At 60.8% G+C, this 22501-nt stretch carries 23 protein-coding genes and 2 tRNA genes; 9 read left to right on the top strand and 16 right to left on the bottom strand.

Translation table 11 applies throughout. The annotated features are described in order from the left end of the window. From FBZ99_RS30415 to FBZ99_RS30365, 11 genes are all read right to left on the bottom strand, one after another. On the bottom strand, positions 1 to 1947 hold the full coding sequence (locus tag FBZ99_RS30415; protein ID WP_069615949.1) for a PrkA family serine protein kinase: 1947 nt from the start codon (positions 1945 to 1947) through the stop codon (positions 1 to 3). A gap of 334 nt (positions 1948 to 2281) precedes the next feature. Next, a tRNA-Phe gene (locus FBZ99_RS30410) sits at positions 2282 to 2357 on the bottom strand. A gap of 195 nt (positions 2358 to 2552) precedes the next feature. Next, on the bottom strand, positions 2553 to 2768 hold the full coding sequence (gene yacG / locus FBZ99_RS30405) for a DNA gyrase inhibitor YacG (protein ID WP_075851761.1): 216 nt from the start codon (positions 2766 to 2768) through the stop codon (positions 2553 to 2555). A gap of 5 nt (positions 2769 to 2773) precedes the next feature. Beyond that, positions 2774 to 3394, bottom strand: a complete 621-nt coding sequence (locus tag FBZ99_RS30400; protein ID WP_095435914.1) for a Maf-like protein — start codon at positions 3392 to 3394, stop codon at positions 2774 to 2776. Positions 3395 to 3483: 89 nt separating this feature from the next. Further along, positions 3484 to 3702, bottom strand: a complete 219-nt coding sequence (infA, locus tag FBZ99_RS30395; RefSeq protein WP_004117876.1) for a translation initiation factor IF-1 — start codon at positions 3700 to 3702, stop codon at positions 3484 to 3486. A 141-nt stretch (positions 3703 to 3843) separates the two neighbouring features. Continuing rightward, positions 3844 to 4326 carry an arsenate-mycothiol transferase ArsC gene (locus FBZ99_RS30390; protein WP_145636614.1) on the bottom strand — a complete coding sequence of 161 codons (483 nt, stop codon included), beginning with the start codon at positions 4324 to 4326 and terminating at the stop codon, positions 3844 to 3846. Positions 4327 to 4331: 5 nt separating this feature from the next. Further along, the gene (locus tag FBZ99_RS30385) at positions 4332 to 4805 is read right to left on the bottom strand and encodes a UPF0262 family protein (RefSeq protein WP_069615945.1); all 474 of its coding nucleotides are present in this window, start codon (positions 4803 to 4805) and stop codon (positions 4332 to 4334) included. 3 nt (positions 4806 to 4808) lie between these two features. After that, positions 4809 to 6107, bottom strand: a complete 1299-nt coding sequence (gene hisD / locus FBZ99_RS30380) for a histidinol dehydrogenase (protein ID WP_113354484.1) — start codon at positions 6105 to 6107, stop codon at positions 4809 to 4811. 58 nt (positions 6108 to 6165) lie between these two features. After that, positions 6166 to 6609, bottom strand: coding sequence for a DUF2948 family protein (locus FBZ99_RS30375; protein ID WP_145636612.1), 444 nt, complete (start codon positions 6607 to 6609; stop codon positions 6166 to 6168). Positions 6610 to 7051: 442 nt separating this feature from the next. After that, on the bottom strand, positions 7052 to 8344 hold the full coding sequence (gene murA / locus FBZ99_RS30370) for a UDP-N-acetylglucosamine 1-carboxyvinyltransferase (protein WP_113354483.1): 1293 nt from the start codon (positions 8342 to 8344) through the stop codon (positions 7052 to 7054). 145 nt (positions 8345 to 8489) lie between these two features. Continuing rightward, positions 8490 to 8708, bottom strand: a complete 219-nt coding sequence (locus FBZ99_RS30365) for a hypothetical protein (RefSeq protein ID WP_113354620.1) — start codon at positions 8706 to 8708, stop codon at positions 8490 to 8492. A gap of 221 nt (positions 8709 to 8929) precedes the next feature. Between FBZ99_RS30365 and FBZ99_RS30360 the strand changes: the two genes are divergently transcribed. Beyond that, positions 8930 to 9004, top strand: a tRNA-Thr gene (locus FBZ99_RS30360). On the opposite strand, the gene FBZ99_RS30355 is transcribed toward FBZ99_RS30360, so the two are convergent. Further along, entirely contained in the window at positions 8983 to 9423 is a 441-nt protein-coding gene (locus FBZ99_RS30355) for a hypothetical protein (protein WP_145636610.1), read from the bottom strand. The genes FBZ99_RS30360 and FBZ99_RS30355 overlap by 22 nt on opposite strands. Between FBZ99_RS30355 and FBZ99_RS30350 the strand changes: the two genes are divergently transcribed. Both FBZ99_RS30350 and FBZ99_RS30345 read left to right on the top strand, forming a co-directional pair. After that, positions 9403 to 9957 (top strand): hypothetical protein, encoded by a 555-nt coding sequence (locus FBZ99_RS30350; protein ID WP_145636608.1) that lies wholly within the window; start codon positions 9403 to 9405, stop codon positions 9955 to 9957. The genes FBZ99_RS30355 and FBZ99_RS30350 overlap by 21 nt on opposite strands. 126 nt (positions 9958 to 10083) lie before the next feature. Continuing rightward, positions 10084 to 11148 carry a D-alanine--D-alanine ligase family protein gene (locus FBZ99_RS30345; protein WP_145636606.1) on the top strand — a complete coding sequence of 355 codons (1065 nt, stop codon included), beginning with the start codon at positions 10084 to 10086 and terminating at the stop codon, positions 11146 to 11148. A gap of 35 nt (positions 11149 to 11183) precedes the next feature. Here the strand turns inward: FBZ99_RS30345 and FBZ99_RS30340 are convergent, their stop codons facing one another. Together FBZ99_RS30340 and FBZ99_RS30335 are read right to left on the bottom strand one after the other, a co-directional pair. Further along, a complete protein-coding gene (locus FBZ99_RS30340) occupies positions 11184 to 11531 on the bottom strand; it encodes a CAP-Gly domain protein (protein ID WP_113332530.1) in 348 nt (115 codons plus the stop codon). A gap of 118 nt (positions 11532 to 11649) precedes the next feature. Further along, on the bottom strand, positions 11650 to 12528 hold the full coding sequence (locus tag FBZ99_RS30335) for an AraC family transcriptional regulator (protein WP_113354480.1): 879 nt from the start codon (positions 12526 to 12528) through the stop codon (positions 11650 to 11652). A 182-nt stretch (positions 12529 to 12710) separates the two neighbouring features. Between FBZ99_RS30335 and FBZ99_RS30330 the strand changes: the two genes are divergently transcribed. The 3 genes from FBZ99_RS30330 to pdxA all read left to right on the top strand — a co-directional run bounded on the left by FBZ99_RS30330 (position 12711) and on the right by pdxA (position 15956). Further along, positions 12711 to 13562 (top strand): oxidoreductase, encoded by an 852-nt coding sequence (locus tag FBZ99_RS30330; RefSeq protein WP_113354619.1) that lies wholly within the window; start codon positions 12711 to 12713, stop codon positions 13560 to 13562. Between the two features lie 199 nt (positions 13563 to 13761). Further along, complete coding sequence (locus FBZ99_RS30325; RefSeq protein ID WP_113354479.1) at positions 13762 to 14946, top strand: four-carbon acid sugar kinase family protein; 1185 nt, start codon at positions 13762 to 13764, stop codon at positions 14944 to 14946. Continuing rightward, on the top strand, positions 14943 to 15956 hold the full coding sequence (pdxA, locus tag FBZ99_RS30320; protein WP_113354478.1) for a 4-hydroxythreonine-4-phosphate dehydrogenase PdxA: 1014 nt from the start codon (positions 14943 to 14945) through the stop codon (positions 15954 to 15956). The genes FBZ99_RS30325 and pdxA overlap by 4 nt, the downstream gene beginning before the upstream one ends. A gap of 8 nt (positions 15957 to 15964) precedes the next feature. Here the strand turns inward: pdxA and FBZ99_RS30315 are convergent, their stop codons facing one another. Then, complete coding sequence (locus tag FBZ99_RS30315) at positions 15965 to 16879, bottom strand: LysR family transcriptional regulator (protein WP_145636603.1); 915 nt, start codon at positions 16877 to 16879, stop codon at positions 15965 to 15967. A gap of 112 nt (positions 16880 to 16991) precedes the next feature. Between FBZ99_RS30315 and FBZ99_RS30310 the strand changes: the two genes are divergently transcribed. The 3 genes from FBZ99_RS30310 (at position 16992) to FBZ99_RS30300 (ending at position 19284) form a co-directional block, all read left to right on the top strand. Continuing rightward, on the top strand, positions 16992 to 17738 hold the full coding sequence (locus tag FBZ99_RS30310; RefSeq protein ID WP_113354618.1) for an SDR family oxidoreductase: 747 nt from the start codon (positions 16992 to 16994) through the stop codon (positions 17736 to 17738). 99 nt (positions 17739 to 17837) lie between these two features. After that, positions 17838 to 18311 carry a VOC family protein gene (locus tag FBZ99_RS30305; RefSeq protein WP_113354476.1) on the top strand — a complete coding sequence of 158 codons (474 nt, stop codon included), beginning with the start codon at positions 17838 to 17840 and terminating at the stop codon, positions 18309 to 18311. A 229-nt stretch (positions 18312 to 18540) separates the two neighbouring features. Further along, a complete protein-coding gene (locus FBZ99_RS30300) occupies positions 18541 to 19284 on the top strand; it encodes a metallophosphoesterase family protein (RefSeq protein ID WP_113354475.1) in 744 nt (247 codons plus the stop codon). A 56-nt stretch (positions 19285 to 19340) separates the two neighbouring features. On the opposite strand, the gene FBZ99_RS30295 is transcribed toward FBZ99_RS30300, so the two are convergent. Then, positions 19341 to 22499 carry an efflux RND transporter permease subunit gene (locus FBZ99_RS30295; protein WP_173002422.1) on the bottom strand — a complete coding sequence of 1053 codons (3159 nt, stop codon included), beginning with the start codon at positions 22497 to 22499 and terminating at the stop codon, positions 19341 to 19343. Positions 22500 to 22501 lie beyond the last annotated feature (2 nt).

Here is a 22501-nt window from a genome sequence, read left to right as displayed (position 1 = left end):
TCATCCCGCCTGTTTCACACGCATGTACCATTCCACAAGCCGCCGGACCTGCCGTTCGGTGTAACCCCGCGCGACCATCCGCTCGACGAATTCGCCATGTTTCTTCTCCGTCTCGCCATCCTTCTTGGAGCCGAACGAGATGACGGGCAGAAGGTCCTCGACTTGAGAGAACATCCGCTTTTCGATGACTTCACGGATCTTCTCATAGCTGGTCCAGGACGGGTTCTTGCCGCCGTGGCTCGCCCGTGCCCGCAGGCAGAACTTGACCACCTCATTGCGGAAGTCCTTCGGATTGGCAATACCTGCCGGCTTTTCGATCTTGGTGAGCTCCTGGTTCAAAAGCTCGCGGTCGAGAAGCTGCCCGGTATCCGGATCCTTGAAATCGACATCCTCGATCCAGGCGTCGGCATAGTCGACATAGCGATCGAAGAGGTTCTGTCCGTAATCTGCATAGGATTCCAGATAGGCCTTCTGGATCTCGTTGCCGATGAACTCCGCATAGCGCGGCGCCAGTTCGCTCTTGATAAACTCGATATAGAGCTTTTCGGTTTCAAGCGGCAGCTGTTCGCGGCGGATTGCCTGCTCCAGCATGTACATCAGATGCACCGGATCGGCACCGACTTCTGTCGTATCGTAGTTGAAGGTCGCCGCCAGCACTTTGAAGGCAAAACGGGTGGAGGCTCCATCCATGCCTTCGTCGACACCGGCCGAGTCACGATATTCCTGCACGCTGCGCGCTCTCGGATCGGTCTCCTTCAGGCTCTCGCCGTCATAGACCCGAAGTTTGGAGAAGGCGGTCGAATTCTCGTGCTTGGAAAGCCGCGTCAGAACCGTGAAGCGGGCGAGCGTCTCCAATGTCGACGGCGCGCAGGGCGCGTCGCTGAGCTCGGATTCCTCGATCAGCTTCTCATAGATCTTCTGCTCCTCGGTGACCCGCAGGCAATAAGGCACTTTCACCACGCAGATGCGGTCGATAAATGCCTCATTGTTCTTGTTGGCCTTGAATGTCTGCCATTCCGATTCGTTTGAGTGCGCCAGGATGATGCCGGAGAAGGGTATCGCACCGATATTTTCCGTACCGATGTAATTGCCTTCCTGCGTCGCCGTCAGCAGCGGATGCAGCATCTTGATCGGTGCCTTGAACATTTCAACGAATTCGAGAATGCCCTGGTTGGCACGGTTCAATGCACCGGAGTAGCTGTAGGCATCCGGATCGTTCTGCGCGAGGCTTTCGAGCTTGCGGATATCCACCTTGCCGACCAGCGAGGAAATGTCCTGGTTGTTCTCGTCGCCCGGTTCCGTCTTGGCGACGGCAATTTGCCGCAGCCTTGAGGGCTGCATCCTGACGACACGGAAGCGGGAAATATCGCCTTCGAACTCTTCCAGCCGCTTGAGGCACCAGGGACTCATCAGCCCGGTCAGGCGCCGGCGCGGAATGCCATAGCGCTCCTCGATCATCGGCCCCATGGTGACGGGATCGAACAGGCTGAGCGGGCTTTCGAAGACCGGGCTAAGCTCGTTTCCGGCCTTGAGCACATAGATGGGATGAACTTCCATCAATGATTTCAGCCGCTCGGCGAGGGATGACTTGCCGCCGCCGACAGGCCCGAGCAGATAGAGGATCTGCTTGCGCTCCTCCAACCCCTGGGCCGCATGGCGGAAGAAGGCGACGATGCGTTCGATCGTCTCTTCCATGCCGAAAAAGCCCGAAAAAGCCGGATAAGTCCGGATGGTCCGGTTCATGAAAATACGCCCAAGCCTTGTATCCTTGGCCGTATCGATCAGCAGTGGTTCGCCCATGGCTGCCAGTAGCCGCTCAGCCGCATTTGCATACATGAGCGGATCATCCCGGCACGCTTCCAGGTATTCTGAGAATGACATCTCGACTTCGCGCCGTGCTTCAAAAGTACGGGCGAACGTGTTGAACAGAACATCGTTGTTTAACATGGCGCCTCGGTAGCTTGCTATTGCAATTAACGCCGGCTTTTACGAGATCACTTTATCCCGCTGTATCTAAAGTGCGGTATGACTCGCTACGAATCAATAGGTGATCTGTCAATAATTCGTACGCTTGATTCCAAATGTCATCAATATCTTGATGGGGTCATGCACCGAATTAATGAAACACAACCAGAAGATTGTTGTGGCAATACAACGCACTCAGTGGTTATGCAACCTCAACCGGCCTATTGCCGCATATTTTTGCAAATACACGATCTCGGCGAAGAATTGATCGAAGCCAGCGTCAAGCTTCATTGTCCGCATGATTGGGGAGAAAAGATGGTGCCCAGAGCCGGAATCGAACCAGCGACACGCGGATTTTCAATCCGCTGCTCTACCAACTGAGCTATCTGGGCATCCGAGCTTCCCGTTGAAGGAAGAGCCTTGGCAGGCGCTGGGCGGTTGGTTCGCCCCGGAAGCGAGCGGGGTTATAGCATCTTGTTCGGCCATGTCCAGCCGCAAATGACTCTTTTTTGACAGGAAATCGAATTTTGCCAATTCGCGAACAAAATGAAAGGGTTCGTGAGATCCTGCCCCTTTGGAAAACGCACTCAGTCCTGGTCGGAGCCGTCGGCCTTCGTCTCGTCCTCGGTGACGGGGATGGCATAGGAGCCGTTGAGCCACCGCGAGAGATCGACGGAGCGGCAGCGATCCGAGCAGAAGGGATAATGTTCACGCAGCGAAGGACGGCCGCATTCCGGACAGGGACGCGTCTTTCGCAGCGGCTCGACTTTCGAACCGACCTTGATCTCTTCAGCCTTCGTCATGACGACTATCCTTCCTGCCATCCGGCATGGACATCGAAGCCCTCGCCTGCCAGCAGCAGCATGGTTTCATAAAGCGGCAATCCGACGACATTGGTGTAGGAACCGACAAGCTTTTGCACGAAGGAGCCGGCAAGCCCCTGAATGCCATAGGCCCCCGCCTTGCCCCGCCACTGGCCGGAGGCGAGATACATGTCGATATCCCGGCTGGAAAGCCGCTTGAAACGCACCTTGGTTTCCACCACCTTCTGGCGGGCCTTGCGGTCGGGAGTGATCAGGCAGATGCCGGTATAGACGACATGGCCGCGCCCGGAGAGCAGATGCAGCGCCGCAGCCGCCTCATCGACGAATTCCGCCTTCGGCAGGATGCGCCGCCCGACGGCGACGACCGTATCGGCGGAAAGAATGTAGCTCCCCTGCCAGGCGGCGTCGCTCTTGATGGCCGCAAAGGCGGCATCACCCTTCTCAGCCGAAAGCCGCCGCGCCAGCGAGCGCGGATGCTCCGATTTCTTCGGCGTCTCATCGATATCCATGGGCATGAGACGCGCGGGCTCGATGCCTGACTGATGCAGGAGCTCGACGCGACGCGGCGATCCGGAGGCCAGTATCAGCTTGTGTTTCAACGCCATCAGATCTCGACCTGTCATGCGGGAATGAGAGCCGGTCCGGAGCATGATGCCGAAAATGTCGGCGGCATCCGGCTCCAGCGAACGGCGGATTACTTGAAACGGTAGGTGATGCGGCCCTTGGTCAGGTCATAAGGGGTCATTTCCACCAGCACCTTGTCGCCGGCCAGAACGCGGATGCGGTTCTTGCGCATGCGGCCCGCGGTGTGGGCGATAATCTCGTGCTCGTTTTCCAGCTTCACGCGAAAGGTCGCGTTCGGTAGGAGTTCGGTGACGACACCGGGAAATTCGAGGACTTCTTCTTTCGGCATTAAAGCTTCTTTTCCTGTCGGTTGGGGCCAGCGCTCCTGTTAAAAGGCTGGGGCGCCGGAAATTTGCGCGGAAACTACACAATCGCCGCGGTTTTGTGAACCACGTTGATAAGGGTTTCTGCATTTGTTTCATTTGCGGCTCTAAAGCGAGCCGCGATGTTCCACAAGCCTGCTCTCTATGAGGCCGAGAAGATAGTCCCTCACCGCGCGATAGGCATCCAGAACCTGCTCACGCGTTCCATCCGTCGGCGACGGGTCCATCGTCGGCCAATAGATGACGTCGACAGCGTTCGCCCGCGTCAGTTCCAGCGCGGCATGATGCGCCTCGGGAGACAGCGTGATGATGACATCGAAGAAATCATCCTCCAGCTCTTCCATGGTCTGCGGCTGACGGCGGCCAAGCGAAAGCCCGATCTCGGCAAGCACCACATCGACGAAAGGATTGCGCTCGCCGGCTCGCACCCCCGCCGAGGCGATATACGTGCCCTGCGGCAGCATGCTGCGCGCCATCGCCTCGGCCATGGGCGAACGGATGGCATTGAGGCCGCACATGAAGAGGATGGCGCCGGGGGATTTGCCCCCGGGCGACCTGCCATTCTGCTCGATCGCCTGCGGCTCATCCATGGCAATCACCCGCGCCAATAGAGCACGCAAACGAGCGTGAAGAGCCGGCGCGCCGTATCGAAATCCACGCTGATCTTGCCGTTCAACCGGTCCATCAGCGTCTGCGAGCCTTCGTTGTGAATGCCGCGCCGGCCCATGTCGATCGCCTCGATGCGGCTTGGCGTGGCCGAGCGGATCGCCTCGTAATAGCTCTCGCAGATCATGAAATAATCCTTCACGATCCGGCGGAACGGCGTCAGCGACAGGATATGAGTTGCGACAACGCCGCCATCTTCCATGCGGATGTCGAAGACCAGCTTCTGGTCGACCAGCGACAAGTTCAGGAGATAGGGGCCGCCCTGATGTCCCACAGGCTCGAAGCTGTTTTCCTCAATCAGGTCGAAGATGGCGACGGCGCGCTCGTGCTCGACATCAGGCGTCGAGCGGCCGATCGTGTCGTCCAGGACCACATCGCTCAGCCGGAAGACGCCCTTCGCCATGCCTTACCCCTCGAGATTGAGGCGGATCGCAACCGACCGCGCATGCGCATCCAGCCCCTCGGAATTGGCAAGCGCGATCGCCGCCGGCCCGAGTGCGCGAAGCTGCTCCGACCCCAGCCGGAGAATAGAGGTGCGCTTGACGAAATCGAGCACCGACAGCCCGGAGGAGAAGCGTGCAGAGCGGGCCGTCGGCAGCACATGGTTCGAGCCGCCGACATAATCGCCGATCACTTCGGGCGTATGACGGCCGACAAAGATCGCGCCGGCATTGCGAACACCGGCCAAAAGCGGCTCGGGATCATCGACCGCCAGTTCCAGATGCTCGGCCGCGATGCGGTTGGCAAGCGGAATGGCCTGCTTCACTTCGGCGACCAGGATAACCGCGCCGAAATCCCGCCAGCTCGTCGCTGCCGTCTGCGAGCGGCTGAGCTGCTTCAGCTGCCGCTCTACCGCCGCTTCCACGGCTCTGCCGAATTCGGCATCGTCGGTAATGAGGATCGATTGGGCGCTTTCGTCATGCTCAGCCTGCGCCAGCAGATCGGCGGCGATCCAGTCCGGATCGTTGTTCTTGTCAGCGATGACGAGCACTTCGGAGGGGCCGGCAATCATGTCGATACCAACAGTACCGAACACCTGGCGCTTGGCTGCCGCCACATAGGCATTGCCGGGGCCGGTGATCTTATAGACCGGCTTGATCGTCCCTGTGCCGTAGGCAAGGGCCGCGATCGCCTGCGCACCGCCGATGCGGTAGATCTCCTTGACGCCGGCCATGCGCGCCGCGGCAAGCACGGCCGGATTGACGGCGCCGCCGGTCGCCGGCACTGCGATGACGACACGGTCGACGCCAGCGACCTTGGCCGGCACGGCATTCATCAGAACCGAGCTCGGATAGCTCGCCGTGCCGCCGGGCACATAGAGGCCGACCGCTTCGATCGCCGTCCAGCGCGATCCGAGGCCGACGCCGAGATCGTCTTCATAGATATCGTCCTTCGGCAGCTGCCGGCGGTGATGCGATTCGATGCGGGTGGCGGCGACCTTCAGCGCGCCCAGAACCTCTGCCGGAACGGCCGCGATCGCCGCATCGATCTCCGCTTCGCTGACGCGCATCGGCGTTACGGCGAAATCGACGCCGTCGAACTTCTTAGAATAGTCTGCAAGGGCGGCATCGCCGCGCGCCCGCACATCGTCGATGATGCCGCGCACGACGGCATTCACATCCTCGGACACTTCCCGCTTGGTCGTCAGGAACGCGGCGAACTGCTGCTCGAACCCTTCCGACGCCTGATCCAGCCAGATAGCCAAACTGATATTCCTCTTTCACTGCGGCCGCCTGCGGCGGCAAAAATCCAACCGTCGCTGCCTATTCGCCCGCATCCGGATGTCGGGGCTTGTGGGCCGTTTCCCATGCGCCGCCGATATCTGCAAGCTGGGCCTCGATGCATTCGACATCGAGCGCAATCGTGGCGTTGGCGGCTAGGGCAAGCTCTATCGTGCCGTCCGGCCCCTCGCCCTTCTGCTCGAAGCGGATGGCGAGCAGCGAGAGAACATCGTCGCGGTTGCGCCGGTCGAAGCCGCTGGAGCGCACGGCCTGCACGCGCTTGAACACCAGCGCGGAACGATGGCGTTCGTAAGGCTTGCTGCGCTGGTCCGATTGTTCCCAGACGAAACGGTTGGCCGCGAGCGAAAACTGCTCTTGCTTCGGCGCATAGGACATGTCGCCGACCTTGAAGACGCTATCCTGCATATAGGCAGAGATGACATCCAGGTCCTCGGTGTCGAGTGCCATTAGCTTGAGATCGCTCATTCGTCCTTTATCCCTGATCGCGCCATTGGAACCCCCGGCAAGCACGATTGCCGGCGTTCCCTCATTCTGGACATAGGATGGGAGCGCAAAAGACGCAACCGAAGAAAGCGGGCTGGCCCGCTCTCTTCGCGCCGATGGATGGAAATAAGCCCGATCATCCAAAATGCTGTCGCGCTTTTGCGACAGCGGAATGCAAAAACCGGAGGACTGCCCGGGAGGCAGGACAATCGCATATGAGCTGAAATCGTTGCCGCCACCCTTCTCCCCTCGGGAGAAGGTGCCATCAGGCGGATGAGGGGGTGCCTGCCAGGAGTACGAAAACTCGTGAATTCAAATCAGCCAGCCCCCTCATCCGACCCTTCGGGCCACCTTCTCCCCGAGGGGAGAAGGAGTTTCCGAAGATGATCCCACCATATGCGATTGTGGGGGGCAGCGATGAGCCTTAGTCGCTGATGCGCTCGACTACGGCGCCGCAGCGCGTCAGCTTGTCTTCCAGCCGCTCGAAGCCGCGATCGAGGTGATAGATGCGCGACACCACCGTCTCGCCTTCGGCGGCAAGGCCGGCGATGACGAGCGAGACGGAGGCGCGAAGATCGGTCGCCATCACGGGCGCGCCCTTCAGCTTCTGAACGCCTTCGACGCGGGCGGTCTGACCGGAAAGCGAGATCTTGGCGCCGAGGCGGGCGAGCTCCTGCACATGCATGAAGCGGTTTTCAAAGATGGTCTCGGTGATGTTGGAGACGCCCGAGGAGCGGGTCATCAGCGCCATGAACTGCGCCTGCAGGTCCGTCGGGAAGCCGGGGAACGGATCGGTGACGACGTCGACCGGCTGGATGCCGCCGCCATTGCGCATGACGCGGATGCCGTTATTGGTCGGCGAAACCGTGGCGCCGGCCCGGCGCAGGCTTTCGAGCGCGGTGTCAAGCAGCGCGACATCGGTGTTTTCAAGCGTGACGTCGCCGCCGGCCATGGCAACGGCCATGGCATAGGTGCCGGTCTCGATACGGTCGGGCAGCACGCGGTGGCGGGCGCCGGAGAGCGAGGTGACGCCCTCGATGGTGATCGTGCTGGTGCCGGCGCCGGAGATCTTGGCGCCCATGGCGATCAGGCAATTGGCGAGATCGACGATCTCGGGCTCGCGGGCCGCATTGCCGATGACGGTGGTGCCGCGTGCAAGCGTGGCGGCCATCATCATCACATGCGTCGCACCAACGGAAACCTTCGGGAAGTCATAACGTGCGCCGATGAGGCCGCCCTTCGGCGCGGTGGCATTGATATAGCCGCCATCGATTTCCATGGTGGCACCGAGCGCCTGCAAGCCCTCAATGAAGAGATCGACCGGGCGCGTGCCGATGGCGCAGCCGCCGGGCAGCGACACGCGCGCCTGGCCCTCGCGGGCGAGCAGCGGCCCGATGACCCAGAAGCTCGCGCGCATCTTAGCGACCAACTCATAAGGTGCGGTCGTATCGACGATGGTGCGGCAGGTGAAATGGATCGTGCGGGAATAGCCGTCTTCCTGGCGCTCGCGCCGGCCGTTGACGGCGACATCGACGCCGTGATTGCCGAGAATACGCATCAGGAGCTCGACATCGGCGAGATGCGGCACGTTTTCCAACGTCAGTGTATCGCTTGTCAGCAGCGAGGCGATCATCAGCGGCAGGGCGGCATTCTTGGCGCCGGAGATCGGAATGATACCGTTGAGCTCATTGCCGCCGACAATCCTGATACGATCCATATAAGCAATACGGGCGAGGCCCGCCTTTCCTGATAGTCCCGGGCGCCTCAAATCGCGGGCGCCAGGTTTCGTGCACCTTGGTAAAAGGCGCTCTTTAGACGAAATAGATTAACGCATCAATTCGATTGATGATGGGCGACATCAATCATTGCGATTCGTCCCTTTTTGCGGCGGAATCGGCACTATCCCCAGGCTTTGCGCCCGGCAGCCCATCCGTCTCGTCCGCCTGCCCGGCGCGCCGCGCCCGGACCTGCTGCTTGCGCCGCGCCAGATTCTCGCGCAGCTTCTGCGCCGCACGCTCGCGCCGCCGATCCGCCTCCGTGACCTGCTGGGCATCCGCCCGCGCGCCCGCCTCGCCGCTCACCCCGCTGGGGGTCGAACCGCCCTGCAAAGCCTGCCCTTCATCGATTTTCGTCTTATCCGCAGCCATGAATTTCTGATAGCCGAAAACCCCGGCCTTCAAAAGACCGACACATTTTTTCCAACGAACTTTCACAGAACTTGCAATTTGCGGCTTGCACTCCGCCCCGACCTATGGCAATAGCCGCCTCGCCCAATACGGCGCACCTATCAGCGCCACGGAATGCTGCTATAGCTCAGGGGTAGAGCACTCCCTTGGTAAGGGAGAGGCCGAGAGTTCAAATCTCTCTAGCAGCACCAGTTTTCCTCCGGAAATCTCTTAATCCGTTGAGCTGCAGCGTAAGATTGCGCGTTACCTGAACTTGGCGTTTGCGCCATAATACACCAATCAGATTCGTTGTGGCCGAGGGTGAAATTCGATCATGATTGGCGGAGAACTTCGAGCGATTTTTGAGACGACGGCTCCGCAAAAGGGAGAATTGCTCTCGGTTGTCCGACAAAATCGCTCCAATAACCTGATCGTCTACTTCAATTCCTATGGTGCGGAGAATCGCCCCCGCAAACAGCCCGGCAGGCCCTTCGGAACAAAATTCCAGAATTATCGAAAAATCATCCGCTACGATGCGCATGCCATCTGGTTCGTGGAAGAGAAGGGTTCCTGGTATCTTGAGCATCAGGACCGCATTCTCGGCATCCTTATGCGTTACATCGTCGAACATGACATTGCGGCGATCAAAATGATTGGCTCCAGCGCCGGCGGATACGCGGCGATCAGAATGGGGTTACTGCTGGATCAACGGCTTAAGCACAGCGGCAGCGACGCCACGATTCTCTCTTTCGCGATCAATCCCCAAACCGGCTTTCGGCCTGAATTGTTCGCCCGCATCGAAAGGACGACACTGGAAAGCCGCTGGCAGGGTGCGCGGCTTGGACAGGATCCCATCGTGCTCGCAAAGGACTATATTGACGCCTACGCACCCATGCAGATCGATCTCGTCGAGCTTGCGCGGAACTACCAACCGCGAAACGTCGGCATCGTCCTGATGTACGATAATCTTAATCCGATCGAGACCACCTTCTGTGGCGACCTTGCAGGTATTGATTTCATTCTGCACTTCCCCGTGCCGCTTGGTCTAAACCACTTCGATGGCGCAACGAAAATCCTACTCAACGAATTGTGGCCGGTCTTCGATCAGGCTCTGCCTTTCCCCAAATTGGACAATGCAGATGGGGAGCTGCGCGCCCTGGCATGATACGAACTCCGGCACGTACAAATCTGTTCTTGTGACAGCACACCTCATCCCTCCCCAATTCCGCTGCAATCCCCCGTTTAAACCTTTCTCTCATCACATCCTTCTTGGCCCGGGAGAAAAGCCTCAATGTCGAAACTACGCGTCGCCGTTCTGTTTGGCGGTCAGTCTACCGAGCATGAGGTTTCCGTCATGTCGGCCCGCAATGTCGTCAAGGCGATCGATGGCGGGCGATATGAGATCGTGCCGATGCTGATCGATCGCGGCGGGCGCTGGCTGCTGGTGGAGGAAAAGGGTGGCGCGCTGCCGGAGCCGGTTGCCTATGAGGGCCGGCAAGTCTGCCTGGTTCCGGGCGGCAAGGGCCGGCTGATGGCGCTGGAGGGGTCTGGCGCACGTGAGCTGCCTGCGGTCGATGTGCTGTTTCCGGTGCTGCATGGGCTGAACGGCGAGGATGGCTCCATTCAGGGGCTTGCCCAGATCGTCGGCCTGCCCCTCGTCGGCTGCGGCATTCTCGGCTCGGCCAACGCGATCGACAAGGATATGGCAAAGCGCCTGCTGCGCGAGGCCGGCCTGCCGGTGGCACGCTCGGTTACGCTCACGCGTGGCGAAAAGCCTGATTTCAATGAGATTGCCGCCACGCTCGGCTCGCCCGTCTTCGTCAAGCCGACGCGCCAGGGCTCGTCGGTCGGCGTCAGCAAAGTGCAGGATGCCACGGCCTTCGGGGCAGCACTGGCCGAGGCCTTCCGGCATGACCGCAAGGTGCTGGTGGAAGAATTCGTGCGCGCTCGCGAGATCGAATGCGCCGTGCTGGAAGAGCCTGACGGTTCGCTCTTCGTCTCCGTGCCGGGCGAGATCGCCACGGCCGCGACCCACGGCTTCTATTCCTACGAGGCGAAATATCTCGATCAGAACGGCGCCGTCGTCACCGTGCCGGCGGATATTCCGGCCGACACGGCAGAGGGGTTGAAGCGCATGGCGGCGGATGGTTTCCGGGCGCTCGGATGCGAAGGGCTGGCGCGCGTCGATTTCTTTCTGCGGCCGGATGGTAGCACCGTCATCAACGAGATCAACACCATGCCCGGCTTCACCAATATCAGCATGTATCCCAAGGCCATGGATGCCTCGAGCATTTCCTATCCGGAGCTCGTCAGCCGCCTGATCGAGCACGGTCTGGCGCGGGCGCGGCAGGTGTAATCCAGAGGGGCGGCAAGCCTCGATGCCGCCTGCCCTCAGACCTTTTCCGTCTTCTTGGTCTTCACCTTTGGCTCGGCAGGCGCATCCGGCGTCGGCGCGAGTAGCTTTCTGAGCGAGGCGATCTTGTCCTTCACCAGCGGGCGGAAGCGGCTGGCGCGATAGGGCATGTCGGCGGCGCCATAGCCTTCCGGGCCGTCGTCATTGCCGCGATGGATCTCCTCCAGCTTCACGCCGATGAACGTGCCATCGACATAATGCGTGTATTCGCCGACCCAGCGGATGGTGTAGATCGTTCCCTTGCGGATCAGCTGATCGATGCTGACATGCTTGAACGTATCGTCGATGCAGACGACCTTCTGGCCCACATGAAAATCGTAGCTCACCCTGCCCTCCTTAAGGCGACGAAACATGATCGCTCCTGCCGCTAAGGCAGGAACATGGCCAGATATCGGCAAACCCGGTGCGCTTCACTCTCCAGAACAAATATCCTGCGAATCTCGGTCATCTGCCGCTGAGAAAGGCCGCGTCCGTCGCCGGCGGCCGACCGAACAATTTGCGGTATTCACGCGTGAACTGCGTCTGGCTGTCATAACCGACCTCAAATCCGATCTCCCGTGCATTGCCCTCGCGAAGAAGCAGCCGGCGACGCGCTTCCTGCAGCCGGATGAGCGCCCGATATTGCAACGGCGTCATCAATGTCACAGCCTTGAAATGCCGGTGCAGCGATGTGGGGCTCATTCCCGCCATGTCGGCTAGTTTGCCGATACTCATGGCCTCGGCGAAATGGCCCTTGATCCAGTCGGTGACGCGGCCGATCTGCGCCAGATTTGTGCCATGCGTGGCAAGCTGCCGCAGCATCGGCCCGAGCTCGCCGCGCAGCAGCCGGTAATAGAGTTCAAGCTTGGCAAGCTTTGCCATCATCTCGATATCGTCAGGCGCGTCGAGACAGGAGACAAGGCGCAATGCAGCACTCACGATCTCCGGCGTCTGCTGCGACACCGCAATTCCGGCGTGATCGCGAGGCTCCGCCGCATGGATCACCGGAGCCTCCGCAAGGAGCTTTGCGATCTCCTCCCTCTCCAGTTCGAAGGAAAGCGCCAGGTGCGGGCTGGCAGGATCGGCCTGCTCGATCCGCGCAGACACCGGCAGATTGACCGTCGCGATGAAATATTGCGAGGAATCGACGCTAAAAACCCGCTCTCCGAGCCGGATCGTCTTCGTCCCCTGCAATACCATGCAGATTCTCGGACTGTAGACGGTATCCGTCGGCAGCGTCGGCTGCTCAACTCTATAAAGCGTCAGCCCCTGTACTTCGGTCGCCTGCTTCGGAGCGGCGGCGTGGCGGCTGATCAGCTCTAGCAGCTGTGTCGACGGGTCCATAAATTCGGCTTTCGATGATGGCGACATTTCCTACACATGATATCGCCAACAGGCAAAATTGGAAGGATCGTAGGAAACTCTGGTCCTTCTGCCCTAACGCCTGGGCATCAGTCGCCCCTAGTTTTGCTCAAGGCAATCCTTCGACGGAAGGCTACCAAAACATGCAAACAAAGGAGCAGACCATGAGCGACACACCCGTATGGCTTATCACCGGATCCTCCGCCGGCCTTGGATATGAACTTGCAAAATCCGTACTCGAGCGGGGCTGGCGGGCCGTCGTAACGGCAAGGCAGCCTGAGAAACTTGAAGCCCTTGTCGCGGAACACGAAGGACGCGCTTTGGCGCTGCGCCTCGATGTCACCGACATCTCCACGATCCGCGCGGCCGTGGCCGCTTCCATCGCCGCTTTTGGCAGGATCGACGTGCTCGTCAACAATGCAGGCTATGGCTATCTCGCCGCCATCGAGGAAGGCGACGATGAGGGCGTGCGCAAACAGTTCGAAACCAATCTGTTCGGTCTCATCAATGTCACCAAGGAAGTATTGCCCGGGATGCGCGCCCGCAGAAAGGGCCATATCGTCAATATCTCTTCATTGGGCGGCTTGGTCGCATTCGCTGCGACAGGCTATTATCACGCGACGAAGTTTGCCGTTGAAGCGATCTCGGAATCCCTGTCCTATGAGGTTGCGCCACTTGGCTTGAAGGTGACGATTGTCGAGCCGGGCGCGTTTCGCACCAATTGGGCCGGAAGCTCGATGGTCGAATCCCCGATCCGGATCGAGGACTATGACGACACCGCCGGAAAGCGCCGCCAATCCACGAAAGCATCCTCCGGCAATCAGCCGGGTGACCCCTCGCGTGCCGCGGCCGCCATCATAAAGGCGGTCGAAGCCGAGGTGCCGCCGCTTCGCTTGCTGCTGGGCGCTCCGGCACTCGATATCGCCTACAAGCGCCTCGAAGCGCTCAAGGCGAATTTCGATGCCTGGAAGGATGTTACGCTGAGCACCGACTTTCCTGACTTGCGGAAGGACTGACTTTCTCGCAGGCGCGAGCCGTCGTTAGCGACACTCGGTTAGGCGCCTGCGAGAACACGATGATTGTCACGGTCCCGATCAATGAAACGATGACAAAGCAAGCGTTGACAAGGCCCCTGGAAGGCTGAAGATTGCGCTTCGTTCAAGCAGCCGTAAGGCCTTGCTTCCATATCCCATACCCGCAAGGCTCGTTGAGTTCATGCCCACCCTCCGCCTCATTGCCGACGACTTGACCGGCGCACTCGATACCGCCGTCGAATTCGTGGGTGTCTACGGGCCGATCGACGTGGAGCGCAGCGATGCGCTTTCCGAGAACCTGCCGGATTGTCTCGCGATCGACAGCGGTACTCGCGAGAAAACGGCCGCCGAAGCAGAAGTGATCGTCGGCGGCATTGCGCCGCTGCTGCAGGGCGCCGATCTCGCCTTCAAGAAGGTGGACAGCCTGTTTCGCGGCCCCTGGGCTGTGGAGCTCGCAGCCTGCTTCCGGCTCGGCCACTGGCGCCACTGCATCCTCGCGCCGGCATTCCCGCATCACGGGCGGCACACGCGGGGCGGACGGCAGGTGCTTTATGCCGGCAAGGACGCCTGGCGCGACATCAGCGGCGATATAACAGCGCATTTGCGCGCCGAGGGTTTGCCGGCTTTTAACACACCACTCGATAGGCTCGAAGGCCAGTCCATCCCGGATGGCATCCATGTTTTCGATGCGCACACGGATGATGATCTCGATGCCATCATCGCATGGGTCTCATCTGAGCTGAAGGGGCCGGTCCTCTGGAGCGGCACAGGCGGCCTTGCCCGGGCTCTAGCGCGTAATATCGAGCTGGCGACTCATCACCTGCCTCGCGCAAACAAGGACAAAGGCGAACGCCACTCAGCGCCATCGGTCCCTATCTCGCGCAAGCTGCGGAGGCCGGTGCTCGGTCTGTTCGGCTCGGATCAGCCAATCACGCTGGCGCAGCTCCAGGCCTGCGGCCCCAATTGGCTGAAGCTTGCGGAAGGGGCCGATGCCGATACTATCGATCATCAAATCCGGCAAAGCGGCGTCGCCATGGTCAGCCTCGACCTGCCGACGGGGCTTGAACGCGATGATGCTGCAAGGCGGATCGCGGCGAGCTTCGGCGGCATGGTCAAGGCACTGCCCGCCCCAGGGACATTGATCGTCGCGGGCGGCGAGACCCTGCGCAATCTCTGTTCGGCGCTCAACGTGTCAGCCCTCAGCATCACCGGCCAGGCAGCACCCGGCCTGCCGCGCTCGACGATCGTCGGCGGTCCCTGGGAAGGCACGACGGTCATCTCGAAATCAGGCGCATTCGGCGGCCCCACCCTATGGCGCGATCTCTTGAGTGAAAACGGGCTGATTGCCGGAGGAGAAGAACCATGACGCAACATCTTGCAATCACCATGGGCGACCCCGCCGGTATCGGCCCGGAAATTATCGTCAAGGCTGCCGCCCGCTTGAAGGGCAGGCTCGACGATGGTAAGTTGAAACTAACCATTATCGGCAGCGGCCCTGCCCTGCGGCTTGCCGAAAAGCAGTTCGGCCTCGATATCGAAATCCCCGAAGCTGAGATGGAGGGCGACTGGCCGAATCTCTGCTTCCTCCAGGCCGATGCGGAAGGAGAGCCGATCCTGCCGGGCCGGCTTTCCGCCGATGGCGGCCGCATGGCCTTCAAGGCGATCGAAAAGGGCGTTCAGCTGGCGCTATCGGGCAAGGTCGGCGGCATCGTCACCGCACCGCTCAACAAGGAAGCGCTGAACAAGGCCGGCTTCCATTATGCCGGCCATACCGAACTGCTGGCGGAGCTTACCGGCGCGCGCGGCTCCGTGATGATGCTCGCCCACGGCAATATGCGCGTCAGCCACGTCACCACCCATGTCGCGCTGGAGGATGTGCCGAAGCGCCTGACGCCCGAGCGGCTGCGGCTCGTCATCGACCTCACGCACAAGGCGCTCAAAAACCTCGGCATCGCCAGCCCGAAGATCGCGGTGGCAGCGCTCAATCCGCATGCCGGCGAAGGCGGCCTCTTCGGCCGGCAGGATATCGATATCTCCGCGCCCACCATCGCCAAGGCGGTATCCGATGGGCTCGATATCGTCGGCCCGGTTCCCGGCGACACGGTTTTCGTCAAGCTGCGCGCCGGCCAGTACGACGCGGTCATCGCCATGTATCACGATCAGGGGCATATTCCGGTCAAGCTGCTCGGTTTCGAGATCGATCCGGCGACGGGCAAATGGATTGACCTTTCCGGCGTCAACATCACCCTCGGCCTGCCGATCGTGCGCACCTCCGTCGACCACGGCACCGCCTTCGACATTGCCGGCAAGGGCATTGCCAATGAGCGCAGCCTGATAGAGGCGATCGAATTCGCGGAGAGGCTGGCAGGCGGTTGATAGGTCCTTCAAGAAGGCTCATGTGCCTCGCCAAGGAGGAGATCCATCCGCTCGGCGAGTAACGCAAGGAAAGCCTTTGTCCGGGCAGCCGGTCGCGGTCCAGGCGGATAGATGGCATGGACACCCACTCGCCTGAACTCGTAGGAAGGAAGTACGGGCACTAACTTGCCATCGGCGATCTCCCGGCCGCAGACAAATGTGAACAGAGCGCCTATTCCCCTTTCCGCCAATACCGCCTCCATGAGGGGCCGCCAGTGGTTGACGCGCCACGCGGTGCGGATGGGCACCTCCACCGGGCCGCCGTCGGGACCGATTAGATGCAGCCGCTCATCCGCCGCGAAGCCTGGGAAACGAATGAAAGGGTGGGCTGCCAACTCTGCCGGTTCGCGCGGCAACCCATGCCGCTCGATATAGCCGGAAGCGGCCAGCATGAGTCGCTGCATAGTCCCCAGTCGGCGGGCGATGAAATTGCCGCTGCCAACCTCACCGATGCGGATGGAGAGATCCACGCCTTCGGTCATCGGATCGACGAAGCGATCGTTCAGGATCACATCGATGGCCAAAGCTGGATGCCGCGTCTGAAATTCGACGAGCAGCCTCGGCAATGTCATCTCTCCAAGCCCATGCGGCGCGGCGATCCGGAACGTTCCGGTCAGCGATGTCTCGGCCGAGGCGACGGAAGCCTCAGCCTCTTCGGCTGCTTCGATGGCGCGCTTGGCATAATCATAGAAGCGCGCACCGGCATCGGTCGCCTGCACAGAACGCGTCGTGCGGTAAAGGAGCCGCGCCCCCAGATGCTTCTCCAGCTTTTCGACACGCTCGCTGACGGTGGGCTGGCCAAGGCCAAGATCGCGCGCGGCGGCCGAAAGGCTGCCGCGTTCCACGACGCGGGTAAAGATGCGCATGGCGGAAAGCATATCCATGACCACATCTATTCGTCTTTTACGATAAATGACATCGCTATTCGCTTTCTTCCCGAGCATATGCCGATCGACGATCTTCCGGCCGGTCAACAACCCAATCGGAGAACCAGTCTTGCAGACCAGCACCATTCAAACGGGCAATCCGCAGCCTCAATCGTTCCAAGGTCAGAACATCGTCATCATCGGCGGCTCCTCGGGGATCGGCTTGGCAACGGCCAGACAGGCTAAGGAAGCCGGCGCAAATCTCTTTCTACTATCCCGCAACCCTGAGCGTCTTCGGGAAGCCGCCGGGGCGATCGGTGGCGCGGTCCAGATCGTCTCTGATATTGCCGCCCCGCAGCCGGCGATGTTTGCGGGGATCGAAAGAATCGACCATCTGCTGATCACGGCGGGGACCGTGCACCTGCAGTCGCTGAAGGATCAGTCCGAGGCTGATCTCTCGAAGGTCATGAACGAACGGCTGATCGGGCCCTTGCTCGCCATCAAGGCTGCTCTTCCCCTGCTGCATCCTGCAAGCTCGATCACCATGACCTCCGGGCAGTTAGCCTCCCGTCCCGCCGCCATCGGTGCGGTCGTGGCGGCCGCCGTTTCCGCGGTCGAAAGCACGGTTCGCGCCCTCGCCATCGAATTGTCGCCAATGCGCATCAACGCGGTTTCGCCGGGATGGGTGGATACCCCGCTGCTCGATGGCCTGATGGGCGAGGCCAAGCGGCAGGTGCTCGAACAGACCGCCTCGACCCTGCCGAGCCGCAATATCGGCCGGCCGGAAGATATCGCGCAGGCGATCCTCTTCCTGATGGCCAACCGCTTTGTGACGGGAGAGATCTTGCATATCGATGGTGGCGGCCGCTTGGTCTAGCCGCTCGACTGTCGGCACGAACTCGAAAAATTCCGCAATCCTGTCGGCTTTGCCGCTCCTCTTTCGTCCTTGGGGTACCCAACGAGAGAGGAGCACCCGATGTCCAAGATTGCCCCATGCCTGTGGTTTGCGCGCGAAGCCGAGGAGGCTGCGAATTTCTATGTTTCGCTCTTCCCCGATTCCCGGATCGATCACGTGCAGAAGAACATTGTCGACATGCCCTCCGGCAAGCCCGATGAGGTTCTGGTCGTTACTTTCACGCTCGCCGGTCAGTCCTTCATGGCACTGAACGGCGGCGACCGCATCGAATATAATCATGCGATCTCGCTGGAGGTGGATTGCGCCGATCAGGCTGAGGTCGACCGCCTTTGGGATGGCCTTGTCGATGGTGGCGCGCCGGTGGAATGCGGTTGGGTTACGGATCGCTACGGCGTCTACTGGCAGGTCGTGCCGGCGGTGCTCCGCAAATATATCGCCGATCCGGATCCCGCCAAGGCCGCTCGTGTCATGCGAGCCTGGATGGGCATGGTCAAGCTCGACATTGCCGGGCTCGAAGCCGCCTATCGCGGCTGAGCGACCGTTCTGGGGATCGCGTTATGGACGAGGTCCGCCGAAGATGTTCTGAATTTCCCTGCAATTTCAGCGGTTCAGACCAATGCCTGTGCCCGTAAGACTTGCGGCGGATCGACGCTTGGAATACCGTCTACTATGGGCTCGCCACAGGCGGGTTTCTCGACACCATGTCAAGCAATTGGACTGCCGCGGCCGTTCAGGCGCGACCCGGCAGGAAACGGTCGATTTCATGCAGCATCAACGAGACCGCATCGATCTCACCGGACGTGATTACACGGCGATCTACGCGCTCAGCGACATCCATGGCTGTTATGATGAGATGATGGAGGCCGAAATGCACATCATCGCGGATGCGCGCACCCTTCCCGGCCGAAAGCTTCTGCTGTTTCTCGGCGATTATGTCGATCGCGGCCCACGTTCCAGCGATGTCCTGGCGCATCTTAGCGCGCCGCCGCCTGAAGGCTTTGATCGCTATGCGCTTTGCGGCAATCACGACGACGTGTTCCTGCGCTTTCTGGACGATCCCGATGGCAACATCCATTGGCTGGAGTTCGGTGCCCTGCCGACGCTCGCATCCTACGGCATCGACGCCAGACATATGCTCTTCGACCTAGGCTACAGCGTGGCGGAGTTGCGCGACATGACGCTTAAGGCAATGCCGGCAGCGCATGTCGACCTGTTGCGTTCGCTAACTATAGCTGTCACTTACGGCTCGATACTCTTCGTCCATGCCGGCATCATACCCGGCCTTCCTCTCAGTGAGCAGACGGATGAAGATCTGATGTGGATTCGTGAGCCGTTCCTGTCGGGCGGACCGCAATTGCCGCTGCTGGTGGTCCACGGCCACACACCAGGTTCGCATCCCGTTTTTGGTCTCAGCCGCATCGGTATCGATACGGCCGTTTCGATGGGCGGAACTCTGACGATCCTCAAGATCGCCGAAGGTAAACAGACGATCCTGCCATCGATCTGAACGGTTCAAACAAATATCCCGGCTCGAAGCCGGGATATTTGTTTCTTTCAGGTGCCTTACTCCGCCGCCACGGCCGGCGGCAGCTGGATCGTATTCTGCTCCTCCGCGTCGGCCTGCTCCTTGGCCGGCGGTTCCGCCGACTTGCTCCTCGGCTCGCGGCCGAAGAACAGGGCGTAGCCGGCGGGCAGGACGAAGATCGTCAGCACGGTCGCGACCAGAATGCCGCCCATCATGGCGTAGGCGAGCGGTCCCCAGAAGACGCCGCGCGAGATCGGGATCAGCGCCAGAACGGCCGTCAGCGCCGTCAGCATGATCGGGCGGAAACGACGTACGGCCGAGCCGATGATCGCCTCCTTCCTATCCATCCCGGCCGCGATATCCTGGTCTATCTGGTCGACGAGGATGATCGAGTTGCGGATGATGATGCCGAGCAGAGCGATGACGCCGAGGATCGCGACGAAGCCGAAGGGCGCACCGCTGATGAGCAGAGCCCCTGCTGCGCCGATGATGCCGAGCGGGCCGGTCGCCAGCACCAGCATTGCCTTACCGAAGTGCTGCAGCTGCGCCATCAACAGCAGGACGATGATGACGAGCATGATCGGCGCCTTGGCGGCGATCGAGGCCTGACTTTCGGCGCTGTCTTCGGCGCCGCCCTGGATCTCGATCTTGTAACCGGCTGGCAGGCTGCTCCTCAGATCAGCCATATCGTTGTAGAGCTTGGCCGTCACGTCGTTCGACTGCACGTTATCAGGCAAGGTTGCCCGCACTGAGATAGTCGGCAGACGATCGCGGCGCCATTCGATGCTCTGCTCCATGACGGGCACGATCTTGGCGACTTGCGACAGCGGCACGAACCCGCCCGAGTCGGTCGGGATATAGACGGAGTTGACCGAGGTCAGCAGATGACGGCTTGCCTCCGGCTCGCGGGCAACGATCCCGACGGTTTCCTCACCCTCGCGATAATTGTCGAGCGTGAAGCCGGACATCGAGGCCTGCAGCATCTGGCGGATGCGCTGCGAGGTAACGCCGAGAGCGCGGGCACGGTCCTGATCGATCACCAGCTTCATCGCCGGCACCGGCTCGAGCCAGTCATCATGGATGGCGCCGAGCAGCGGGTTTTGGGTAAAGCGCTGCTTCACCTGGTCGGCAATACGGCGAACCTCCTGCCGGTCCGGACCCATGACGCGTAGCTGCACGGGCCAGCCTGTGGGCGGGCCGAGGAACAGGCGGTCGACCTTGCCACGGACGGAGGGGAAATCCGCCGCCAGGATGCCTCGCATCTTGGCGATCAGCCGCTCGCGAGCCGGCTCGTCCTTGGCCATGACAAGCATCTGGGCATAGTTCGGGTTAGTAAGCTGCTGATCGAGCGGCAGGAAGAAGCGCGGCGCGCCCTGGCCGACATAGGTAGCGATGAAGCGCTTGTCCGGATCATCGGCCATACGGGCTTCCAGCGCTTGAGCCTCGCGCTCGACCTCCTTGATGCTGGTGCCCTCAGGCAGCCAGAGATCGACGAGGATTTCCGGACGCGACGATTGCGGGAAGAAGTTCTGCGGAATGAACTGGAAGGACCACAGGCTGCCGATAAAGGCGGCAAGCGTCAGCAGCAGAACGATGACGCGATGGCGTACGGCCCAGGCGACCGAGGAGTGCAGGCGGCGATAGAAGCGCGTGTCGAACACATCATGATGCTCGCCGGCATGGTGGCGCTGCTTGAGGATCATGTAGCCGAGCCATGGCGTGAAATACACGGCCACGAACCAGGAGACGACGAGCGCGATGCCGACGACGTAGAAGAGCGTGCGGACATATTCGCCTGCTGTCGACGCTGCAAAGCCCACCGGGATGAAGCCGGCTGTGGTGATCAGCGTGCCCGTCAGCATCGGGAAGGCGGTCGAGGAATAGGCGAAGCTGGCCGCATCGAGCTTGACGAGGCCTTCCTCCAGTTTGCGCTCCATGAGCTCGACCACGATCATGGCGTCGTCGACCAGCAGGCCGAGCGCGATGATGAGCGCGCCGAGCGAAATGCGCTGCAGGTCGATGCCGAACTCGTACATGATGGCGAAGGTCGCGGCCAGCACCAGCGGAATGGCGATGGCAATCACGAGGCCGGAACGCCAGCCGATCGAGAGGAACGAGACGATCAGCACGATGACGAGAGCTTCGCCCAGCGCATGCATGAACTCGCTGATCGCGTCGGTGACGACATCAGGCTGGTTGGCGATCTGATCGACCTGAACGCCGACCGGCAGCGAGGCTTCGAAGCGCTTATAGGTTTCCTCAACCGACTTGCCGACATCGGTCACCTTGAAGCCAGGAGCCATGACGACGCCGAGCTGAACGCTCGGATGGCCATTGTAGAGGAACTTGGCTGTATAGGGATCCTGCAGGCCGGCGGTGACGGTAGCGATATCGCCGAGACGAGTCACCTGCCCGCCGGCGTTGAGCCGCAGGTTCTTGATGTCCTCGATCTTGTTGACGTCACCCTCGACCGAAATACGCACGGAGCGCGTGCTCGTATCGACATTACCGGCCGGATCGACATTGTTCTGGCCGACAACGGCGTTCTTCAGATCGTTGAGCGTCAGCCCGCGCTCCGCCAGAACCTTGGAGGAGACGTCGATATAGATCTGCTCCGCCTGATCGCCGATGATGGTGGCCTTCTCGACGCCAGGCGTCGAAAGCAGCATGTCACGGGCCTGGATGGCGAATTTCTTCAGCTCCGGATAGGTGTAGCCGTCGCCGCTGATCGAATGCAGCGTGATGAAGGTATCGCCGAATTCATCGTTGAAATAAGGCCCAAGCAGGCCGGACGGCAGCTCGTTGCCGATATCGCCGACCTTCTTGCGGATCTGATAGAAGGCGTCCTTCACCTCGGCGGTGTTGGTGTCGCCCTTGATCTGGATGGTGGTGATGGCAAAACCGGCGCGGGTGTAGGATTTGACCCAATCGAGATGCGGCGTTTCCTGCAGCTTGCGCTCGATCTTGTTGACCACCTGGTCTTCCATGTCCTGCAGGGAGGCGCCGGGCCAGACGGTCTGCACGACCATGACGCGGAAGGTGAAATCCGGATCTTCCTTCTGACCCATATGGGTCAGGCCGAGCGCGCCGGCGATAATGATGAGCCCGAACAGGAAGCGCGCGATGCTTGGATGGGCGATCGCCCAGCGCGACAGGTTGAAACGCTTCCTCTCGCCAGAGGTGCTATTGATGGACATGA

The organism is Rhizobium sp. ERR 1071, assembly GCF_007828675.1.
Taxonomy (GTDB): domain Bacteria; phylum Pseudomonadota; class Alphaproteobacteria; order Rhizobiales; family Rhizobiaceae; genus Rhizobium; species Rhizobium dioscoreae.
This window is presented reverse-complemented; position numbering and strand designations above follow the sequence as displayed.